15 protein-coding genes are annotated in these 17,721 nt (G+C 66.3%); 6 read left to right on the top strand and 9 right to left on the bottom strand.

Annotated elements, in window-relative coordinates; all coding sequences use genetic code 11:
• Positions 1–10: 10 nt before the first annotated feature.
• Genes nudC through mutY form a run of 3 tightly spaced genes read right to left on the bottom strand, consistent with a single transcriptional unit; the run spans position 11 to position 3,217 of the window.
• Entirely contained in the window at positions 11–904 is an 894-nt protein-coding gene (gene nudC, locus ACODTA_RS12790) for an NAD(+) diphosphatase (protein WP_489066293.1), read from the bottom strand.
• Positions 901–2,181, bottom strand: coding sequence for a serine hydrolase domain-containing protein (locus ACODTA_RS12785; protein ID WP_489066292.1), 1,281 nt, complete (start codon positions 2,179–2,181; stop codon positions 901–903). The genes nudC and ACODTA_RS12785 overlap by 4 nt, the downstream gene beginning before the upstream one ends.
• The gene (mutY, locus tag ACODTA_RS12780) at positions 2,174–3,217 is read right to left on the bottom strand and encodes an A/G-specific adenine glycosylase (RefSeq protein WP_489066291.1); all 1,044 of its coding nucleotides are present in this window, start codon (positions 3,215–3,217) and stop codon (positions 2,174–2,176) included. The genes ACODTA_RS12785 and mutY overlap by 8 nt, the downstream gene beginning before the upstream one ends.
• Before the next feature lie 82 nt (positions 3,218–3,299).
• Between mutY and ACODTA_RS12775 the strand changes: the two genes are divergently transcribed.
• The 5 genes from ACODTA_RS12775 to ACODTA_RS12755 are packed head-to-tail and all read left to right on the top strand — an operon-like array spanning position 3,300 to position 9,471.
• Positions 3,300–3,836 carry a DUF721 domain-containing protein gene (locus ACODTA_RS12775; RefSeq protein ID WP_489066290.1) on the top strand — a complete coding sequence of 179 codons (537 nt, stop codon included), beginning with the start codon at positions 3,300–3,302 and terminating at the stop codon, positions 3,834–3,836.
• On the top strand, positions 3,836–4,522 hold the full coding sequence (locus ACODTA_RS12770; protein ID WP_489066289.1) for a DsbA family protein: 687 nt from the start codon (positions 3,836–3,838) through the stop codon (positions 4,520–4,522). The genes ACODTA_RS12775 and ACODTA_RS12770 overlap by 1 nt, the downstream gene beginning before the upstream one ends.
• A 23-nt stretch (positions 4,523–4,545) precedes the next feature.
• Positions 4,546–5,283 (top strand): thioredoxin domain-containing protein, encoded by a 738-nt coding sequence (locus ACODTA_RS12765; protein ID WP_489066288.1) that lies wholly within the window; start codon positions 4,546–4,548, stop codon positions 5,281–5,283.
• A gap of 37 nt (positions 5,284–5,320) precedes the next feature.
• Positions 5,321–8,761, top strand: a complete 3,441-nt coding sequence (smc, locus tag ACODTA_RS12760; RefSeq protein WP_489066287.1) for a chromosome segregation protein SMC — start codon at positions 5,321–5,323, stop codon at positions 8,759–8,761.
• 26 nt (positions 8,762–8,787) lie between these two features.
• Positions 8,788–9,471 carry a DJ-1/PfpI family protein gene (locus ACODTA_RS12755; RefSeq protein WP_489066286.1) on the top strand — a complete coding sequence of 228 codons (684 nt, stop codon included), beginning with the start codon at positions 8,788–8,790 and terminating at the stop codon, positions 9,469–9,471.
• Positions 9,472–9,522: 51 nt separating this feature from the next.
• On the opposite strand, the gene ACODTA_RS12750 is transcribed toward ACODTA_RS12755, so the two are convergent.
• The 6 genes from ACODTA_RS12750 to ACODTA_RS12725 all read right to left on the bottom strand — a co-directional run bounded on the left by ACODTA_RS12750 (position 9,523) and on the right by ACODTA_RS12725 (position 15,778).
• Entirely contained in the window at positions 9,523–10,896 is a 1,374-nt protein-coding gene (locus ACODTA_RS12750; RefSeq protein ID WP_489066285.1) for a UdgX family uracil-DNA binding protein, read from the bottom strand.
• Positions 10,897–10,904: 8 nt separating this feature from the next.
• Positions 10,905–11,360 (bottom strand): hemerythrin domain-containing protein, encoded by a 456-nt coding sequence (locus ACODTA_RS12745; RefSeq protein WP_489066284.1) that lies wholly within the window; start codon positions 11,358–11,360, stop codon positions 10,905–10,907.
• A gap of 52 nt (positions 11,361–11,412) precedes the next feature.
• The gene (locus tag ACODTA_RS12740; RefSeq protein WP_489066283.1) at positions 11,413–11,721 is read right to left on the bottom strand and encodes a hypothetical protein; all 309 of its coding nucleotides are present in this window, start codon (positions 11,719–11,721) and stop codon (positions 11,413–11,415) included.
• A gap of 81 nt (positions 11,722–11,802) precedes the next feature.
• Complete coding sequence (locus ACODTA_RS12735; RefSeq protein ID WP_489066282.1) at positions 11,803–13,053, bottom strand: putative DNA modification/repair radical SAM protein; 1,251 nt, start codon at positions 13,051–13,053, stop codon at positions 11,803–11,805.
• A 163-nt stretch (positions 13,054–13,216) separates the two neighbouring features.
• Positions 13,217–15,193 (bottom strand): AAA family ATPase, encoded by a 1,977-nt coding sequence (locus ACODTA_RS12730; protein WP_489066281.1) that lies wholly within the window; start codon positions 15,191–15,193, stop codon positions 13,217–13,219.
• Between the two features lie 408 nt (positions 15,194–15,601).
• The gene (locus ACODTA_RS12725; RefSeq protein WP_489066280.1) at positions 15,602–15,778 is read right to left on the bottom strand and encodes a hypothetical protein; all 177 of its coding nucleotides are present in this window, start codon (positions 15,776–15,778) and stop codon (positions 15,602–15,604) included.
• 151 nt (positions 15,779–15,929) lie between these two features.
• Between ACODTA_RS12725 and ACODTA_RS12720 the strand changes: the two genes are divergently transcribed.
• Positions 15,930–17,681, top strand: coding sequence for a DUF885 domain-containing protein (locus ACODTA_RS12720; protein WP_489066279.1), 1,752 nt, complete (start codon positions 15,930–15,932; stop codon positions 17,679–17,681).
• The last annotated feature ends 40 nt before the right edge of the window (positions 17,682–17,721 follow it).

The raw sequence follows: 17,721 nt of genomic DNA, 5'->3' as shown, positions 1-17,721 counted from the left end.
ACAGCCCGGATCAACCCGTCTCGTCCAGCCATCGACTGAACAGCGTGTGCGCGATGGCATAGGGCGGCGGCGGCAGGAAACAGGCGTCGGGATCGCCGTTCATGCTCGCCATAACCTCGTCGCGGGTCACCCAGATCGCGTCCTCCAGTTCGGTATAGTCGATGGTGAGCGCGTCATCCTCGACCTGAGCGATGCAGGCCATCATCAGCGACGATGGAAACGGCCAGGGCTGGCTGACGATATAGCGCACGCTCCGCGTCTTCATGCCCGCCTCCTCATGAAGCTCACGCGCGACGGCTTCCTCGATCGATTCGCCGGGCTCCAGAAAACCGGCCAGCGCCGAATAGCGGCGCGGCGGATAGCGCGGCTGGCGGCCGACGAGCACCCGCCCCTCATATTCGGCGAGCATGATCACCACCGGATCGACGCGTGGAAAATGCTCGGCGCCGCACGCACCGCAATTCCGGCCCCAGCCGCCGCGGAACATCGCGGTCGCTGTCCCGCATTTCGCGCAAAAGCCGTGGCGGATATGCCAGTCGATCAGGCTGCGCGCGGCGGCATAGGTCGACGCCTCCTCGGGCGGAAGCAGATCGAGCACGCGAAAGATCGCCATCGATCGCGTCGCGCCCTCGGGCAAATCAGGTCGCACCTCGGTGAAGCGCGGTCTGCCGTCGAGCACGCCAAGGAAGATCAGCTCGCTTTCCGGATCGGCTTCCGCCAGGCTTTTCCAGCCGAGCATCCCCATATCGTCGAGCACCGGATCGATTCCGTCGAGCGCCAGCAACCGCGCCGACAGGCTCGAGGTCATCGCCGCCAGCCGATCGGGATCGGTGCGGATCAGGTCCTCGCGATCGAGCGCGCTGCCGGTGAAGCCCGGCTGGTGACCGTCATGCCACAGGGTCATGCGAGATCCGCATAGACGGCCTTCGCGAACTCCTTCGGAAAACCGAAGGCGCTGTCGGGCATATATTGCGCGAAGCCCGCGCCGCGAATGCCGCGCGTCGGATCGACCCACGCGATGGTGGCGGCGGCGCCGCCCCAGCCATAGGTTCCCATGCCCTGCCCGCCCGGCGTCGGCTTGATCGTAACGCGGCCGCCCGCGCCGAAGCCCTGCCCCTCCGCGAAGGTGCCGGCGGTATCGACGCCGGGCGCCAGCAGGTTGGACATACCGAGCCTGACTGTTTCCGCCTTCATGATCCGCTTGCCCTCCACCGCACCCTGACCTGCAAGCATCAGCAGGAAACGATCATAGTCGCGCGCGCTCATCACCAGCCCCGCTCCGCCAAAGGGAAAGGCCGGCTTGTCGAGATAGATGCTCGTCGCCCCAGGATCGATCGGGATCAGGCCGATCGCGATCGCGAAATGATTGGTCACCAGCCGGTGCGCCTCGCTCGCCGGCACCTGCCAATAGGTGCTCGTCATGCCCAGCGGATCGAAGATGCGTTCCTGCAGGAACGCGTCGAAGCTCTTGCCCGACGCCAGTTCGATCACGCGCCCGAGCAGGTCGAGCGACACCGAATAGCTCCATTTCGTGCCCGGATCGGCGATGATCGGCAATGTCGCCAGCCGATCGGCGAATTCGGCCAGGCTTGGCGCCGTCGGAAAATCGGGGGCGCCGGGCATCTTCTGGCGGCTGAGCTGAGCGGGCAATATGCCGAGCCGGTTATAGGCGTCGAGCAATGGCCCCTTGGTGATGATCGAATAACCGAGCCCTGCGGTATGGGTCAGCAGGTTGCGGACCGTGATCGGCCCTTTGGCCGGGCGGCTTTCAAGGCTCTTGTCCGGATCGACAAGCACTTTGGGCGCCGCGAAGCCGGGAATGAAATCCGCGATATTCTGATCGAGCTTCAGCTTGCCATCCTCGATCAGCATCATCGCCGCCATGCCGGTGATCGGCTTGGTCATCGAATAGACACGCCACAGCGTATCCGCGTCGATCTTGACGGTGCTGTCCTTGGCGAGCGTGCCTGCGAACAGGAAATCGGCTGGCGCGGTCCCCTTCCCGATCGCGCCGGCAAGCCCCGGAAGCTTTGCGGGCGCGAGCGAATCCAGCAGTGCCTGGACGAGCGGCCAGTCGCCACCGGCAGCGCGCGCAAGTGCGGACGCGGGAAACGTTCCCGCAAGTCCCAAGGCGATCAGCGCGCGCAGGAAATCCCGCCGTTCGAACATCGTCTCAGCCATCCGCTTCTCCCTCGATCGCCCGCCGGGCCGCCTTGGCGAAGACGGTCGGCAAGCCTGCCGTGTCCAGCCGTTCGATACCCCACCATTCTCCGTCCAGTTGCGAGACGCAACCCTTTTCCGGCGCGCCCCGCACGACGCGAAGTTCAAGCGCGAAATGCGTGAAGACATGCTCGACATGTCCGCCGATCCATCGCCAGTCGAGCGCCGCCGGCGCATCCACCAACCCCGGATCGGTATCGGCCCAGGGGCCGGTCGGCAGCGCGCGCATGCCGCCGAGCAACCCCTTGTCGGGCCTGCGGACAAGGAGGACCGCGCCGTCATGCTCGATCCAGAAGATGGTCCCGTATCGGCGCGGGCGTGCCGCCTTGGGCGCCTTGCGCGGCAGGCGGGCGGGATCGCCCGATGCACGCGCCTTGCAATCGCGATCGAGCGGGCACAGCGCGCAGAGCGGGTTGCGTGGCGTGCAGATCGTCGCGCCCAGATCCATCATCGCCTGCGCGAAGTCTCCCGGGCGCTCGGAGGGCGTGATCCCACCGGTCAGCGCGTAGAGTTCGGGCTTGGCGGCGGGCAGCGGCGTTTCCACCGCGAACAGGCGCGCGACCACACGCTCGACATTGCCGTCCACCACCACGGCACGGCGCCCGAACGCGATCGCGGCGATCGCGGCGGCCGTGTAGCGTCCGATGCCCGGCAGCGTCAGCAGCCCCTGCTCGTCATCAGGGAAATGTCCGTCATGATCGGTGACGACCGTACGCGCGCAGGCGAGCATGTTGCGCGCGCGGGCATAATAGCCAAGCCCGGCCCAGGCGGTCATGACCTCTTCGTCGGGGGCCGCAGCCAGATCCCGTACGGTCGGCCAGCGCTGGATGAAACGCGCGAAATGCGGCCTGACCGCCGCGACCGTGGTCTGCTGGAGCATCACTTCGGACAGCCAGACGCGATAGGGATCGGGCGGCGGCGTCCCCGGCGGACTACGCCAGGGGAGCACGCGCGCATTGCGACCGTACCAGGCGAGCAAGTGCGATGCGAGCTTCACCGGCCCGCCCCTTTCCGAAATCCGTGGATAAGTCTTCGCGCGAACTCGACTGGCATGGGTCGGCTATGGCATGGAGTACCGGATGAGCGAAGGGCGTACACGAAAATCGGGAACCAACCTGGCTGAAGGACCGCGCGGCGGACGCACGCGTACCGTTGCCGAGATGCTGCCCGATATCGGCCGCGCCGCCTATCGCCGCTTCGGTTTCGTGCAAAGCGCGGTGGTCAGCCGCTGGTCTGAAATCGTTGGCGATCGCTATGCCGGGGTCTCGACACCCGAATCGATCCGTTTTCCCCAGGGCCAGCGTGCCGATGGCGTGCTGACGCTTGCCGTTGTCGGGGCGCATGCGCCGATGATGCAGCATGTGGCGCCCGAAATCGTCGAGCGCGTGAACCGGTTCTTCGGCTATCCGGCGGTCGCGCGCGTCGTCATCCGCCAGGGCGGCGCACCGAAACCGGCCACGCCGCGCAAGGCACCACCGTCGCTGAAGCCCCTGCCGATCGATCTTGGCGATAGCCTGCGCGCCATCGGCGACCCCGAACTCAAGGCCGTGCTCGAATCGCTCGCGCGCGGCGTCGCCGCGACACATGGACCGCCCGTTTTCGAAGGAGACGCATGATGAGGCGCTTCGCGATCCTCGCCTCGCTCGCGCTGGCGGGTGTTGCCGCCGCCGGGCTGGCCGCGCCGGCGCGAGACTGGGTGCGTACAGTGGCGCCGACAAAGGCCGGCACCTATGTGTTCGGCAACCCTGCGGCGAAGGCGAAGCTGGTCGAATATCTCAGCTATACCTGTTCGCACTGCGCGCATTTCACCGAGGAAGCGTGGCCCGCGCTGAAGCGCGACTATCTGGCGCGGGGCACCGCGAGCATCGAAGTGCGCCATGCACTGCGCGATCCGATCGACATGGCGGCGGCATTGCTCGCGCGTTGCGACGGCCCCGCGCGTTTCCTGGATCATAGTGAAGCGATCTTCGCGGCACAGCGCGACCTGCTGGCCAAGGGGCAGCAATTCATGATCGCCAATGGCGAACGCGTCCGCAAGCTGCCCGAAGTCCAGATCGCCAGCGAATTCGCAAATGGATCGGGGCTGGTCGCGCTCATGCGTTCGCGTGGCATGCCACAGGCGAAGATCAATGCCTGCCTGGCGAACAAGGCGCAGCTCACCGTGCTTGCCGCCATGGCCGACGAGGCATGGAAGGTTCGCAAGGTTCCCGGCACCCCCGCTTTCCTGATCAACGGCGCGCTGGCGCCCGACACCAATGACTGGGCTGCGCTCAAGCCGAAGCTCGACGCTGCCGCCAAATGATGTTCCAAGGAGCGACCACCAAGATGAAAAGCCTTACCGCCCTTCCCCTGATCGGCCTTGCACTGGCGCTCGCCGCATGCGGCAAGGATGCCGGCGACAACAACGCGACCGCGGCGAACAGCACCGCGAGCGCGGTATCGGCGCCGGCCGGCTCGGCCTGGACCGACACCGTTTCGAAGACGGCCGAGGGTGGTTTCGTCATCGGCAATCCCAATGCGGCGGTGAAGCTGATCGAATATGGCGCACTGAGCTGCAGCCACTGCGCCGAATTCTCCGAAAAATCGCATGACAAGCTTATGGGCTATGTCTCCAAGGGTACGGTGAGCTTCGAGTTCCGGCCGTTCATGCTGAACTCCTACGATCTGCCCGCGTCGCTGCTGGCGCGTTGCGCCGGCCCCGGCCCCTTCTTCGCCATCGCCGAACAGATGTTCGCCGCGCAGAGGGAATTCTTCACGACGGCGCAGTCGGTCCCTCCCGCCGTCCAGCAAAGCTGGCAGGGCCTGAAGGAAGATCAGCTCGCGGCCGCGCTCGCAAAGGCATATGGCTTTGACAGCTTCGTCCAGCAGCGCGGCATCAGCACCGCCCAGGCGAACGCCTGTCTCGCCGACACCGCCGCGATCAAGGAACTCAACGATATCCTGCAAAATGGCGTCAAGCAGTTCCAGATCACCGGCACCCCGACCTTCATCGTCAACGGCAAGAAAGAGGACGTGAACACCTGGGAAGCCGTGGAACCCTTGCTGATCGCGGCCGGCGCCTGACGGAAGCAGGCCAAAGAAAGAGGGGGCGCCAGACCAGGTGAAGATCAAGCGCCTCAAGCTTTCCGGGTTCAAGAGCTTCGTCGAGCCGGCGGAGCTCCGGATCGAGCCGGGGCTGACGGGCATCGTCGGCCCCAATGGCTGCGGCAAATCCAATCTGCTGGAAGCGATCCGCTGGGTGATGGGCGAATCCAGCGCCAAATCCATGCGCGGCGGCGGCATGGAGGATGTGATCTTCGCAGGGACCGACACCCGGCCCGCGCGCGCATTCGCCGAAGTCGCCATCCTGACCGAACGCCCGCCCGGTGAGACGCCGGGGCCGATCGCCGCCGCCAATGACGGCGATGTCGAGGTGATCCGCCGGATCGAGCGCGGCGCCGGCTCCGCCTATCGCGTCAATGGCCGCGACGTACGCGCCAAGGATGTCGCGCTGCTCTTCGCCGACGCCGCGACCGGCGCGCATTCGCCGGCCCTGGTCAGCCAGGGCCGCATCGGCACGGTGATCGCGGCCAAGCCGGCGGAACGCCGCCAGATGCTTGAGGAGGCGGCCGGCATCGCCGGCCTGCACGTCCGCCGCAAGGACGCCGAACAGAAGCTGCGCGCGACCGAGACCAATCTGACCCGGCTCGACGAACTGCTTGCCGACATGGAGGTGCGCGCGGCCGCGCTCAAGCGGCAGGCGAAACAGGCCGAACGCTATCGACTGCTGACCGACCAGATCAAGATCGCGGAGGCGCGCCTGATCTACGCGCGCTGGCGCGACGCGGCGGCGGCGGCGGATGCTGCGCGCAAGGAAGCCGAAACAGCCGAAGCGGCGGTTGCACGCGCAACCGAGGCCCATCGCGGCGCCGCTGCCTGGCAGGCGCAGGCCGTGCAGGTGCTGGCGGACAAGCGCTCCTCTGCACAGGCCGCGCGAGAAAAGGCCTCGGAAGCCGGGCATGTGCTTGCCACGCTGCGTAGCGAACGCACCGCGCTCGACCGGCGGATCGCCGAACTGGCCGCGCAGAAGGAGCGGATGGCGCAGGACCGCGAGCGTGAAGGTGCGCTCGCCAATGACGCCGCCGACGCGCTCGCCCGGCTCGGCGACGAAGTGAAGATGCTCGACGCACGCATCTCCGCATCGGAGAAGGATCGCCCCGGTCTCGAGCGCCGCGTGCTCGAGGCGGAAGCCGCCGCGCGCGATGCCGAAGTGAACCTGGCCAAGGCGATGGCGGCGCAGGCGAGCGAACAGGCGGAAGCGCGCGTCGCTCAGGCCGCGCTCGGCAACGCGCGCGCGCGCCTCGAACGCGCCGAACGCGAGACCACCCGCCTCGCGGGCGAACGCGATGCATTGGGTGACGAAGCGCCGCTGATCGCTGCGCGTGATGCGGCGGTCGCTACACGCGAAGCGGCGGAGGCCGAAGCCGGCGGCGCGACCAGCGCGATCGGCGACGCCGAACGTCGCCGCGACGAGGCCGCAACCGCGCGCCAGATCGCCGAAAGCGCAATGGCGTCGGCTAAGGCCGATCTGTCCGCACTGGAAGGTGAAGCCAAGGCGCTCCTTCGTGCCGTCGAACAGGGCGGCGGCAAGGACCGGCTGCTCGACCGGATCAAGGCCGCCCCCGGCTATGAGCGCGCGCTGGCGGCGGCGCTGGGCGACGATCTCGACGCCGGCATGTCGACGCAAGCCAAGCGCTATTGGGCAGGCGCGGAACCGCAGTCCGGCGATCCGGCGCTGCCCAAGGGGGCCACGTCGCTCGCCGATCATGTCAAGGCGCCCGACGCGCTCGCACGGCGGCTGGCGCAGATCGCGGTGGTCGAGGCGGATGACGGCACGCCGCTGGCGGTCGGGCAACGGCTGGTAACCCTGGGTGGCGTGCTGCGCCGCTGGGATGGCTATGTCGCGATCGAAGGCGGTGCCGCCGCCGCCGAGCGGCTGATCCGGCTGAACCGGCTTGCCGAGATAGAGGAACTGCTGCCTGCGGCACAGGCCGCGGTCGCGCACGCCGGCGAAGAGGCTGATGCGGCGCGGATCACCGTCGAAACCGCGCGCGCCGCCGCCGATGCCGCACGCGCGGCGCTGGCCCGCGCCGAACAGTCCGCACGCAATGCCGCGCGCGAAGAGGATCAGGCGAACGGACAGATCGAGCGGCTGGCGGCGCGACGCGCCGAAATGGCCGAACGGATCGCCCGCGCGAACGCGGAAACCGCCGAAGCCGGCGAGGAAGTCCGCCGGGCCGAAAGCGCGGTGGCCGCGTTGCCCGACGGTTCGGCGACCGCGCAGCAGGTTTCGGCGCTCCAGTCGGTGAACGAAGCCGCACGTACGACGGTCGGCCAATTGAAGGCCGAAAGCGCCACGATCGATCGCGCCATCGCCACCGATCGCGAACGGCTGTCGGCGGCGCAGGCGGAGGCCAAGGGTTGGCGCGCCCGCGCGGGCGAAGCAGCCAAGCGCATCGAGGAAATGGCGAAGCGCAACGAGGCGGCGGAAAAGGAAGCAGCGAGCCTTGCCGAAGCACCCGCCGCGCTCGACGCGAAGATCGCCGCGCAGGACGAAGCGAGCCGCACACTGACGCAAAGCGCCGAGACCTTGCTGGTCGAGGAGCGCGAGGCCGATGCGGCGCTGCGCAAATCCGAAGCCGCGCTGGCCGAAGCGGGGGAAGCCATGGCCGTGGTGCGCGAGGCGCGCGCTGGTGCGGTGGCGCGCGCGGAGAACCAGGAGCAGCGCCGCATCGAGATGAGCCGGATCTCGGGCGAGCGCTTCGAATGCCCGCCGCCAGTGCTGCCGGAGAAGATCGGCTTCGCCAGCGCCGATGTCGGCGATGCCGATGCGGAATCGGCGCGCAACGACAAGCTGGTGCTCGACCGCGAGCGGATCGGCCCGGTCAATCTGATCGCCGAACAGGAACTGGCCGAACTGGAGGCCGAGCGCACCACGTCCGCCGCCGAGCGCGAGGAACTGGGCCAGGCGGTCAACCGGCTGCGCGGGTCGATCGGCAGCCTCAATCGCGAAGGGCGGCAGCGCCTGCTTGCTGCCTTCGAAGCGGTCGACGGGCATTTCCGGCGGCTGTTCACGACCTTGTTCAACGGCGGGCAGGCGCATCTGGAGCTGGTCGATTCGGACGATCCGCTCGAAGCCGGTCTGGAAATCATGGCGCAGCCGCCGGGCAAGAAGCTGTCGACCCTCACCCTGCTTTCGGGCGGCGAGCAGGCGCTGACGGCGGTTGCGCTGATCTTCGGTCTGTTCCTCACCAATCCGGCGCCGATCTGCGTGCTCGACGAAGTCGATGCGCCGCTCGACGACGCCAATATCGAGCGTTTCTGCGACCTGCTCGATGTGATGGTGGGCGAGACCGAAACCCGTTATCTGATCGTGACCCACAATGCGGTGACGATGAGCCGCATGCATCGGCTGTTCGGTGTGACGATGGTCGAACGCGGGGTCAGCCGGCTGGTCTCGGTCGACCTGGGCGGCGCGGAACAATTGCTGGCGGCGGAATGATCGGCCGCGAACCGGAGCACCATCGCATGCGTATCGCCTTCCTTCTGTTTCCCGACGTCACCCAGCTCGATCTGACCGGCCCCGCACAGGTGTTGTCGCGGATCGGCGACGTCTCGGTCGAACTGGTCGCGAAAACCCGCGATCCGGTGCGGACCGATGCGGGCTTCGCACTGCTGCCGACCGCGACCTTCGACGAGATCGATATCGCCGATATCCTTTGCGTACCTGGCGGGTTCGGCACCGTCGCGGCGATGGAAGACGCGGAAACGCTGGATTGGGTGCGCCGTATCGCCGCCGATGCAGAATGGGTGACCAGCGTCTGCACCGGATCACTCGTCCTCGCCGCCGCCGGACTGCTCAAGGGATATCGTGCGGGGTGCCATTGGGCGTCGCGCCATCAGCTCGAATGGTTCGGCGCGATCCCGGTGGCCGAGCGCGTGGTGTTCGATCGCAACCGCGTGACCGGTGGCGGCGTGACCGCCGGCATCGATTTCGGCCTGTCGCTTGCTGCCGCGATCCGTGGCGAAGAGCATGCCCGCTTCATCCAGCTCAGCCTGGAATATGACCCCGCACCGCCTTTCGATTCCGGATCGCCCGACAAGGCGACACCGGAAACGCTCGCCGCCTATCGCGCACTGGTGGCCAAACATGCGCCCGGACGCGAGGACAAGGTCAAGGCGATCGCGGAGCGGCTGAGATTTGCGGACTGAAACCTGAGACTGAACGGTAGATTGGCCCGTTCGTATTGAACTCCCGACGATTCACCCCACACCACGCGCCGCCATCCGCAGTTCCTCGACAAAGCGCACACGTTCGGTCTCCACATCGCCCTGCATGCGCAACAGATAGCTGGGGTGGATGGTGATCCAGGCTTCGCCGCCATCGGGCAATGCAATCGCCCGGCCCCGGCTTTCGCCGATCTTCATCGCACGGCCGAAAAGCGATTGCGCGGCGGTGGCGCCCAATGCCACCGTCACCTTCGGGCGGATCAGCAGGCTTTCCTGCTCGATCCACCATTTGCACGCCTTGATCTCGCTCGTCAGCGGGCGCTGATGGATGCGGCGCTTGCCGCGCAGCTCATATTTGAAATGCTTGACGGCATTGGTGAGATAGACGCGGCCACGATCGATCCCCGCCTCCGCCAGGGCCTCGTCGAGCACCTTTCCGGCCGGCCCGACGAACGGGTGCCCCTGGAGATCTTCCTGATCGCCGGGCTGCTCTCCGACCAGCATGATCTCGGCATCCAGCGGTCCCTCGCCAAAAACCGTCTGCGTCGCGTGCTTGTAGAGGTGGCAACGCGTGCAGCCTTCGGCTTCGTCACGCAAGGCGGCCCATGCGGCCTCGATATTGGTTGAAGGCTTGGCCCTTGCCGTCCGGATCATGCCGCTCTCCCGCGCCTGCGCACCCGCGATCAATTGCGGCACCAACGCGGTTTCGGGCATGTTGTGCCAGTATCGGCGCGGCATTTCCTTCAACATCATGCCAGGCTTCAACCGTGCCGGATTGAAGATCGAGGCATAATAGGTCTTCCACACCGCTTCGACCGGATCATCGCCAGGCGCATCCTCGCGGCATGCACCCGGCCCCTCGGAAAGCGTTTCGTCATCCCAGTGCAGCGACAATTCGGGCGTCAGGATCGACCAGCGCATATTGGGGAAACGACGGACGAAGAAGCCGGCATTGGCGCGCACGATATGATGTTCGGGCTCGAACCAGGCGACGAAGCGCGGCCCTTCCGCATCGGACGTTTCACGAAAGCGCAGGAAAGCGCGCATCTTGTGCATGTCGCGCCGCACCGATCCCGCCATATCGATCAGTCTCCGGACGAGCGGATCGGCACGGTCCTCGATCAGGCCGGGCTGGCGCCTCGCCCGCAACAGCAATGTGTAGAGCAGCGCAAAACGCTCCCGATCGCGGTGAAGGATCGCGGATTCGGCGAGAGCGAGAAAGGCACGCGGGACCGAAAAGGCCGCATGATCCGTCGGCACCACCGGCATATCGGCAAACAGGTCGGTCGCGGCCGCGCCGACCTGCCATGTCACCTGTCCGGGCGGCACGCCGGCGATCGCCAGCGTTCGGGCATCGCGGCGCCAGCCTTCGAAATCATCCTCGCCGGCCAGCGCAGCGACCTGCATGCCCTGACCTATTTGGCCCGTTCGAGTTCGGCGGGTTTTCGACGCTTGAAGACCTCGGCCAGCCGCGCCTCCTCGGCATCGGTCAATTCCTTCGCCGCGTCTGGGAACATCTCCTCCTCTTCCTCGTCGATATGATGCTCGTAGCGATCGCGCATCGCGCGAAAGCGCGTCAGCCAGCCGGGTGACGAGAATTCCATCTCGTCGAGCTCCTCCAGGAAATCGTCGATCTCCTTATGCTCGGATACCGAATGCTGGGCATCTTCGCGCAGATCGGGCTTCGCGAGCATCGTCGCGTAGAGCGATTCCTCCTCTGCGGCGGCATGCGCGGTCACTTCGACGCGAAATGCCTCGAACAGCGCGCGCCGTTCCGCGCTGTCGCCCTTGGTCTCGTCGATCTTCGCCAGCATCGTGCGATGCCGGTCGTGATCCTGCTTCAGTCGTTCGAAGATTTCCGGGGTTGCCATCGACCTGCCTCCATTCAGTACGGAGGATCAACGGCCGGAGCCCGGTCCGGGTTCAACCGATCAAGCGATAGAGCCCGCTCCAGAGGAAAGGCACGACCACGGCGGCGCCCCACAGCAAGGCCGCGGCGCCGCGAAAACCGCTCGCATCGCGCCGGGCGAGCCAATGCGCCTCGAAGCGCGCCATGAGCGGGATCGCTCCAGCCACAGGCACGACGAGCGCGATCATGTGAGACACCGCCGCATGGCCCGATGCGGCCGCGACGCAGAGAATATGCAGCAGGGCGAAGACCACCAGCGCGCCCGCGCAATTGTTGGACACCCGCCGTTTCCAGACATCTTGATCGAAAGGCTGGGATGCCATGATTTCTCCCTCGACTCGCCCCTAATGAAGCCGAGTCGGAGCGCCATGGCAAGAGCGCATGAACGCGACGATCCGGATTGTTCATGCGCCGAACAGTTCGAGCTGCTGCCGGCGCCTAGGCGCGACCAGCGGGCGGATGTCCGCAGCGTCGGACAAAGCGACCGGCCGCCAGTCCTCCGCGATCAGAAACGGACGCAACCTGGCGACCGAACTGGTCAGCCGTGCAAGGTCCGCAAGCCCCAGCCGGCGCCAGCGCCGTGCGGTCAGGATCGCATCGACCGCCTTGACGCCGAGCCCCGGAATCCTGAGCAGCAGCGCACGCGGCGCGCGATTGATGTCGACGGGAAAACGGTCGCGATGCTTGAGCGCCCAGGCGAGCTTGGGATCGATATCGAGCGGCAGCATGCCCGTATCGCTATCGGCGGCCGCCACCACCTCCTCCGCCGCGAAGCCATAAAAGCGGATCAGCCAGTCAGACTGGTAAAGGCGATGCTCGCGCATCAGCGGCGGCCGGCTGAGCGGCAGCACGGCGCTGGCATCGGGTATCGGGCTGAAGGCCGAATAATAGACGCGGCGCAGCGCGAAACGATCGTACAGGCTGTTCGCGCGCATCACGATATCGCCATCGGTCGCGGCATCGGCGCCGACGATCATTTGGGTCGACTGGCCCGCCGGCGCGAAATCCGGCGCATGGCGGTAGCGACCGCGCGCATCGGCGGTGTCCGCGATCGCGGTTCTGAGCCCAGCCATCGCGCCCTCGATCCGCACGCCCGATTTTTCGGGCGCCAGCCGCTTGAGGCCGCGCTCGGTAGGCAATTCGACATTGATCGACACGCGATCGGCGTGGCGCCCCGCCTGGTGGATCAGTTCGGGATCGGCGTCCGGGATCGTCTTGAGATGGATATAGCCGCGAAAATCGTGATCCTCGCGCAACGATCGCGCCACCTCGACGATCTGCTCCATCGTGTAGTCCGAGGATCGGATGATGCCCGAGGAGAGGAACAGCCCCTCGATATAGTTGCGCCGGTAGAAAGCGAGCGTCAGGTCCACCACCTCCCTGGCGGTGAAACGCGCGCGGCGCACGTTCGAACTCTTGCGGTTGATGCAATAATGACAGTCGAAGATGCAGCTGTTGGTCAGCAGGATCTTGAGCAGCGAGATGCAGCGCCCGTCGGGCGCATAGGCATGGCAGATGCCCATGCCCTCGGTCGATCCCATCCCCTTGCCCTTGGCCGAGTCGCGCTTGACCGTTCCCGATGACGCGCATGACGCGTCGTATTTGGCGGCATCGGCGAGGATTTCGAGCTTCTGGCGGACATCGAGCTGAGACATTTGTTCACTGTACGTTCTGACAATCGACTTGTCGCTGATTTTGATCAATCCAGTGGTGGTTCGGGTCAGCATGATCCGGTTCGCATCGAACCGGATCATGCTGCATCGCCTCTGTCTGCCGTGGTCCCGAGCCGGCAGATGAACCATCTGCCTCGGAATCACTTCAGAAACCGATCCGCCCCGCCATGCCGGGTTTCGCCTGCGCCTCGCTTTCAAGCAGCGCGACAATGACCTGCGGCTCCAGTCCGGCGCGAAATCGAAGCTGGCGTTTCACCACCGCGAAATCGCCGGGGGTCAGATTGTCGGGCATCGGCACACCGGCCGGAGCCGCCATGCCGAAGAAGCGTTCGAACGCCCTTGTCGCGCGGATCCTCGACAGCGGCCGAAGCGACAGCTTGAACACGAAGCGCCGCAGCGCGGCGGGATCGAGCCGCCCCGGATGGTTGGTCGCCGCGAACACTGGCAACCCATGGCCGTCGAGCCAGGTCAGCAGTTCGTTGACCTGCGCGACTTCCCAGGATCGCGTGGCATCCGCACGATCGAACAACAGCGAATCGACCTCGTCGAACAGCAGCACCGCGCCATCGCGCCGGGCATCCTCGAATGCATCGGCGATGTTACGCTCGGTCTCCCCCACCCATTTGCTCAGCACGTCCGACGTCCGCTTGACGTGGAGCGGACGATCGAGCCCGCGTGCGACATGGCCGACCAGCGCGGTCTTGCCGGTGCCGGGTGGGCCGGTGAGCAACATCGAGAAATCCACGGGGGCGCTAGGCATCGTCAGCCTTTCGACCAGTTCGGCGACTGGCGGATCGCTCTCGAACAGGTCGAGATCGAGCAGCGGTTTCGCCGTTTCACGCGGGCAACCATCCTCGTCGCGCAGTCCGCGCACCAGCGCACCCGCGACCATGGCGGCCTCGCCCGCGTCGCCGCCGGCGATCCGCGCTGAGCGCAGCGCCACACGGGCGATGCTCGGCAGTTCGACGGCGTCCCGCGCCAGCACGGACAGCGGTTCGGCCGCGCCCGGCATCTCCTCCAGCGCAGCGATCCGCGACAGGATGCGCGCGCGGTCGCGTCCGCGCGGATGGTCGAGCTTCAGGACGAAGCTCATCCGCCGCAGATGCGCCGCATCGATCATCGAGATGGCATTGCTCGTCCAGATCACCGGGACCGCGTTGGTCTCGAGCATGCGGTTCACGAAGATCTTCGAGCCCATGCGCGCGTCCGAATAGCCATTGCCGCCCTGCCGCGTGCTGCCGATCAGATCCTCCATCTCGTCGAACAGCAACAGCGTCCCGCCGCGCCGCTCCATCGCACGCTGGGCGCGACGGAGCGCGGAGATACGATCGAAGCGCGAAGGCTCGTCGCCATCCTCGTCAACCTCACCCACGGCATGGAGCGCCGCGCCGGCGGCGGCGGCCAGCGTCCTTGCCAGTTCGGTCTTGCCTGTGCCCGGCGGCCCGTGGATCAGGATATTGACGCCACTCTCGCGCCCGATGACCGCACCTTTCAGCAGCCGCACAAGCAGGCCGGCTTCGGCGACGCCCGAAAAATCGTCGAGCGTCAGCACCGCGCCCTGGCGCGGACCGGCAAGCGCATCGGCAAGCCAATCGGCCTCCGGAATACCGCGATTGAGCAACCGCTCGAACGTCCAGGTCAGATCGAGATCGACGCCGCCGAGAGATTTCATCGCGACCTCCAGCAGCCCGAGACCGACCGGCAGGCTGGTGCGCACCGCAAAGGCCGCCCGCCCCGGCTCCGCGCCGGCCAGCATGCCGAAGAGCACCGGCATGTCGGCCCGCTCCTTTTCGAGCGCCGCGCGCAGCCCGGTCAGCCGGTTGGCGCGATGGAAGCCGATCACGGCGACAAGAAGCGCGCGATCGAAACCATCGAGCGCCAGTACGTCGGCGATCGCCCCGGCAAGCCGCAGCGGCGTGCCCGGCGCTTCGCAGGCCGCGATCCGATCGGCGAAAGCGCCGATCATTTCCCAATCCACCGCCTCGGGCGCTTCGCCCGACGGCCACAGCCAGTCGCGATGCTTCTCGATCCATTCGACCAGCGCCTTTCCGGCACCGGACTCCGCTTCGATATGTTCGCGCAGCAGCAGGATCATGCCCCGCGCAAGGTCTTTCTCGCCCATGTTTTCACCCGGTCGGCCCGTCGGACGCAAAGCGCCACGGGCATTGATTCTGGAATTTTCGGGATGATGGCAGCCGGATCCACGGACCCGGCCGAGGGCGCGACTAGCGCTTCGGCGAGGTCCGGACGGCCGCGGGGATCAATCCCGGCAGATGCAAGCGTCCGAACATTGCAGTTCCTTTCGCCCGCCGGGATTGGCGAGCGGGCGCGTCGTTAGCGATGCGAAACGGCAAAGTCAATCGGCGCCCGATCTCAGAGTCTGTTTGGGAAATGTGCGGAAGAGCACATTTCCAGAGCCGCACCGGCCCGCTCCCCCACCCGGCCTCCCAACGGCAGTATCTTGTGGGAGGCCGGGTGGGGGAGCGGGCCGGTGCGGCAATGCGCTATCGGCGCATTTCCAAACAAACTCTCAGGCGTCGTTCGCCTCTACACCAAGTTCACGGGCACGCATGGCCAGCCTGACGGCCTCGTCGATCAGCAACGCGGCCATATCCGACTGTGCTTCCCGAACCGCGATGGCCAGGCAATTTTCCGCTTCACGCCGCAACTTGCCGGAGCGCCGCAAGCGGCGCGCCTCGATACTCATCCCGCTCATGGCGCATAGAATGGACATGCCCGCCCGCGGGTTCCGGATTCAGATCACCGTTCGTCGCATCGCGGTCCGGACGGTCGGGAGTAGGCATGGGGCAAGGATTTGATTAGCGTTGCGGCCTTCCACCTTCCCGCAAGGAACATCGATGCGCCGCTGGCTTCTGACCGCCCTGTTCCTGTCCGCCAGCCCCGTGGCCGCGGCGCCCACCGACGATTTCAAGCGGCTGCAGGATGATTACGAAGCGTGGATGCTGCGTGAATCGCCGACGCTGGCGACATCGCTCGGCGTGCGGGACCATGACGATCGCATCCGCGACATCAGCCTGGCGGCGGCGGACCGGCGCGCCGCCGACAATGCCTCTTTCCTGACGCGGCTGGAGGCCATCCCCGATGCCGGCCTGTCGGCCGCCGACCGCGTCAACAAGGCGATCCTGCGCCGCACATTTTCGGAGGCGGTCGAGGAGAACCGGTTCGGCCAGCGCACCATGCTCTTCACCACCTATTATGGCTGGCATCAGGGCTTTGCCGGCATGGCGGACGACCTCCCCTTTCGCACGCGCGCCGACTATCAGAGCTATCTGACGCGGATCGCGCAATATCCCAGGCTCAACGACGAAGCGTTGAAGATCACGCAGCAGGCGGTCGATGGCGGTTATGTTCTGCCCTGTATCGCGCTCCAGGGTTATGAAAGGGGCATTATCGGCGTGGTTTTCGCCGACCCGGAGAAATCGCGCTTCTATGCTCCGTTCCTGAAACCCCGCCCCGCCGACATGACCGATGCCGACTGGACGGCGATGAAGGCACGAGCGCGGGCGATCGTGACCGATGTGATCAACCCCGCCTACGCCAAGCATCACGACTTCTATCTCGGCACCTATGCGAAGAAATGCGCGAAAGCGCCGGGCATTTCGGCGCAACCGGGCGGTGCCGCCTATTATGCGTTCCGCATCCGGCAGGAGACGACGACCGACCTCAGCGCCGATGCGATCCACCGGATCGGCCTGAGCGAGGTGGCGCGGATCCGCGCCGAGATGGAGGGTGTTGCGAAAAAGGCGGGTTTCGCGAGCCGGGAGGCGATGATCGCCGACATGCGGACCAATCCCATCTATTTCGCGAAGACGCCGGAGGAACTGCTCGAAAAGTCCGCACGCATGGCGAAGACGATCGACGGCATGATGCCCGGCCTGTTCGGCAAGGTCGCCCGCTTGCCCTATGGCATCCGCGCCATCCCGGCGGAAACCGCCGAGCGCACGACGACCGCCTATTATGGTCCCGGATCGCCCGTCACGGGCATCGCCGGCACCTATTATGTCAACACATCCAAGCTTGACCAGCGCCCCTTCTGGGAGATTCCGGCACTCACCAGTCATGAAGCCGTGCCCGGTCATCACCAGCAGATCGCGCTCCAGCAGGAACTCGATATCCCGCTCTGGCGGCGCTACGGCAACGGCTTCACTGCCTTCACCGAGGGCTGGGGCCTTTATTCGGAGCGGCTGGGGATCGAGACCGGCATCTACGACACCCCGCAAAAGGACATGGGCAGGCTGTCATACGAGATGTGGCGCGCCTGCCGGCTGGTGGTGGACACCGGCATCCACGCCAAGGGCTGGAGCAAGGACCAGGCGGTCGCCTTCATGAAGGACAACAGCGCGTTGACCGACGCCAATATCGACGCGGAGGTCAATCGCTACATCACCTGGCCGGGCCAGGCGCTTGCTTACAAGTTGGGCGAACTCAAGATCCGCGAATTGCGCGACCGCGCCGAAAAGTCGCTGGGAGGCCGGTTCGACCTGCGCCGCTTCCACGACGCCGTGCTCGGCCAGGGCGCAGTGCCACTCGACGTGCTCGACGCGCAGATCAACGACTGGATCGCTGGAGAGGCGGCACGCACAAAATAGCCGGTTGCCAACAGGCCATTGGCCGCATGCGACCGCCGAC

Source organism: Sphingomonas sp. FG14, assembly GCF_057809675.1.
Note: the sequence above shows the minus strand (reverse complement) of the source record. Positions and strands in the feature narration are given on the sequence as shown.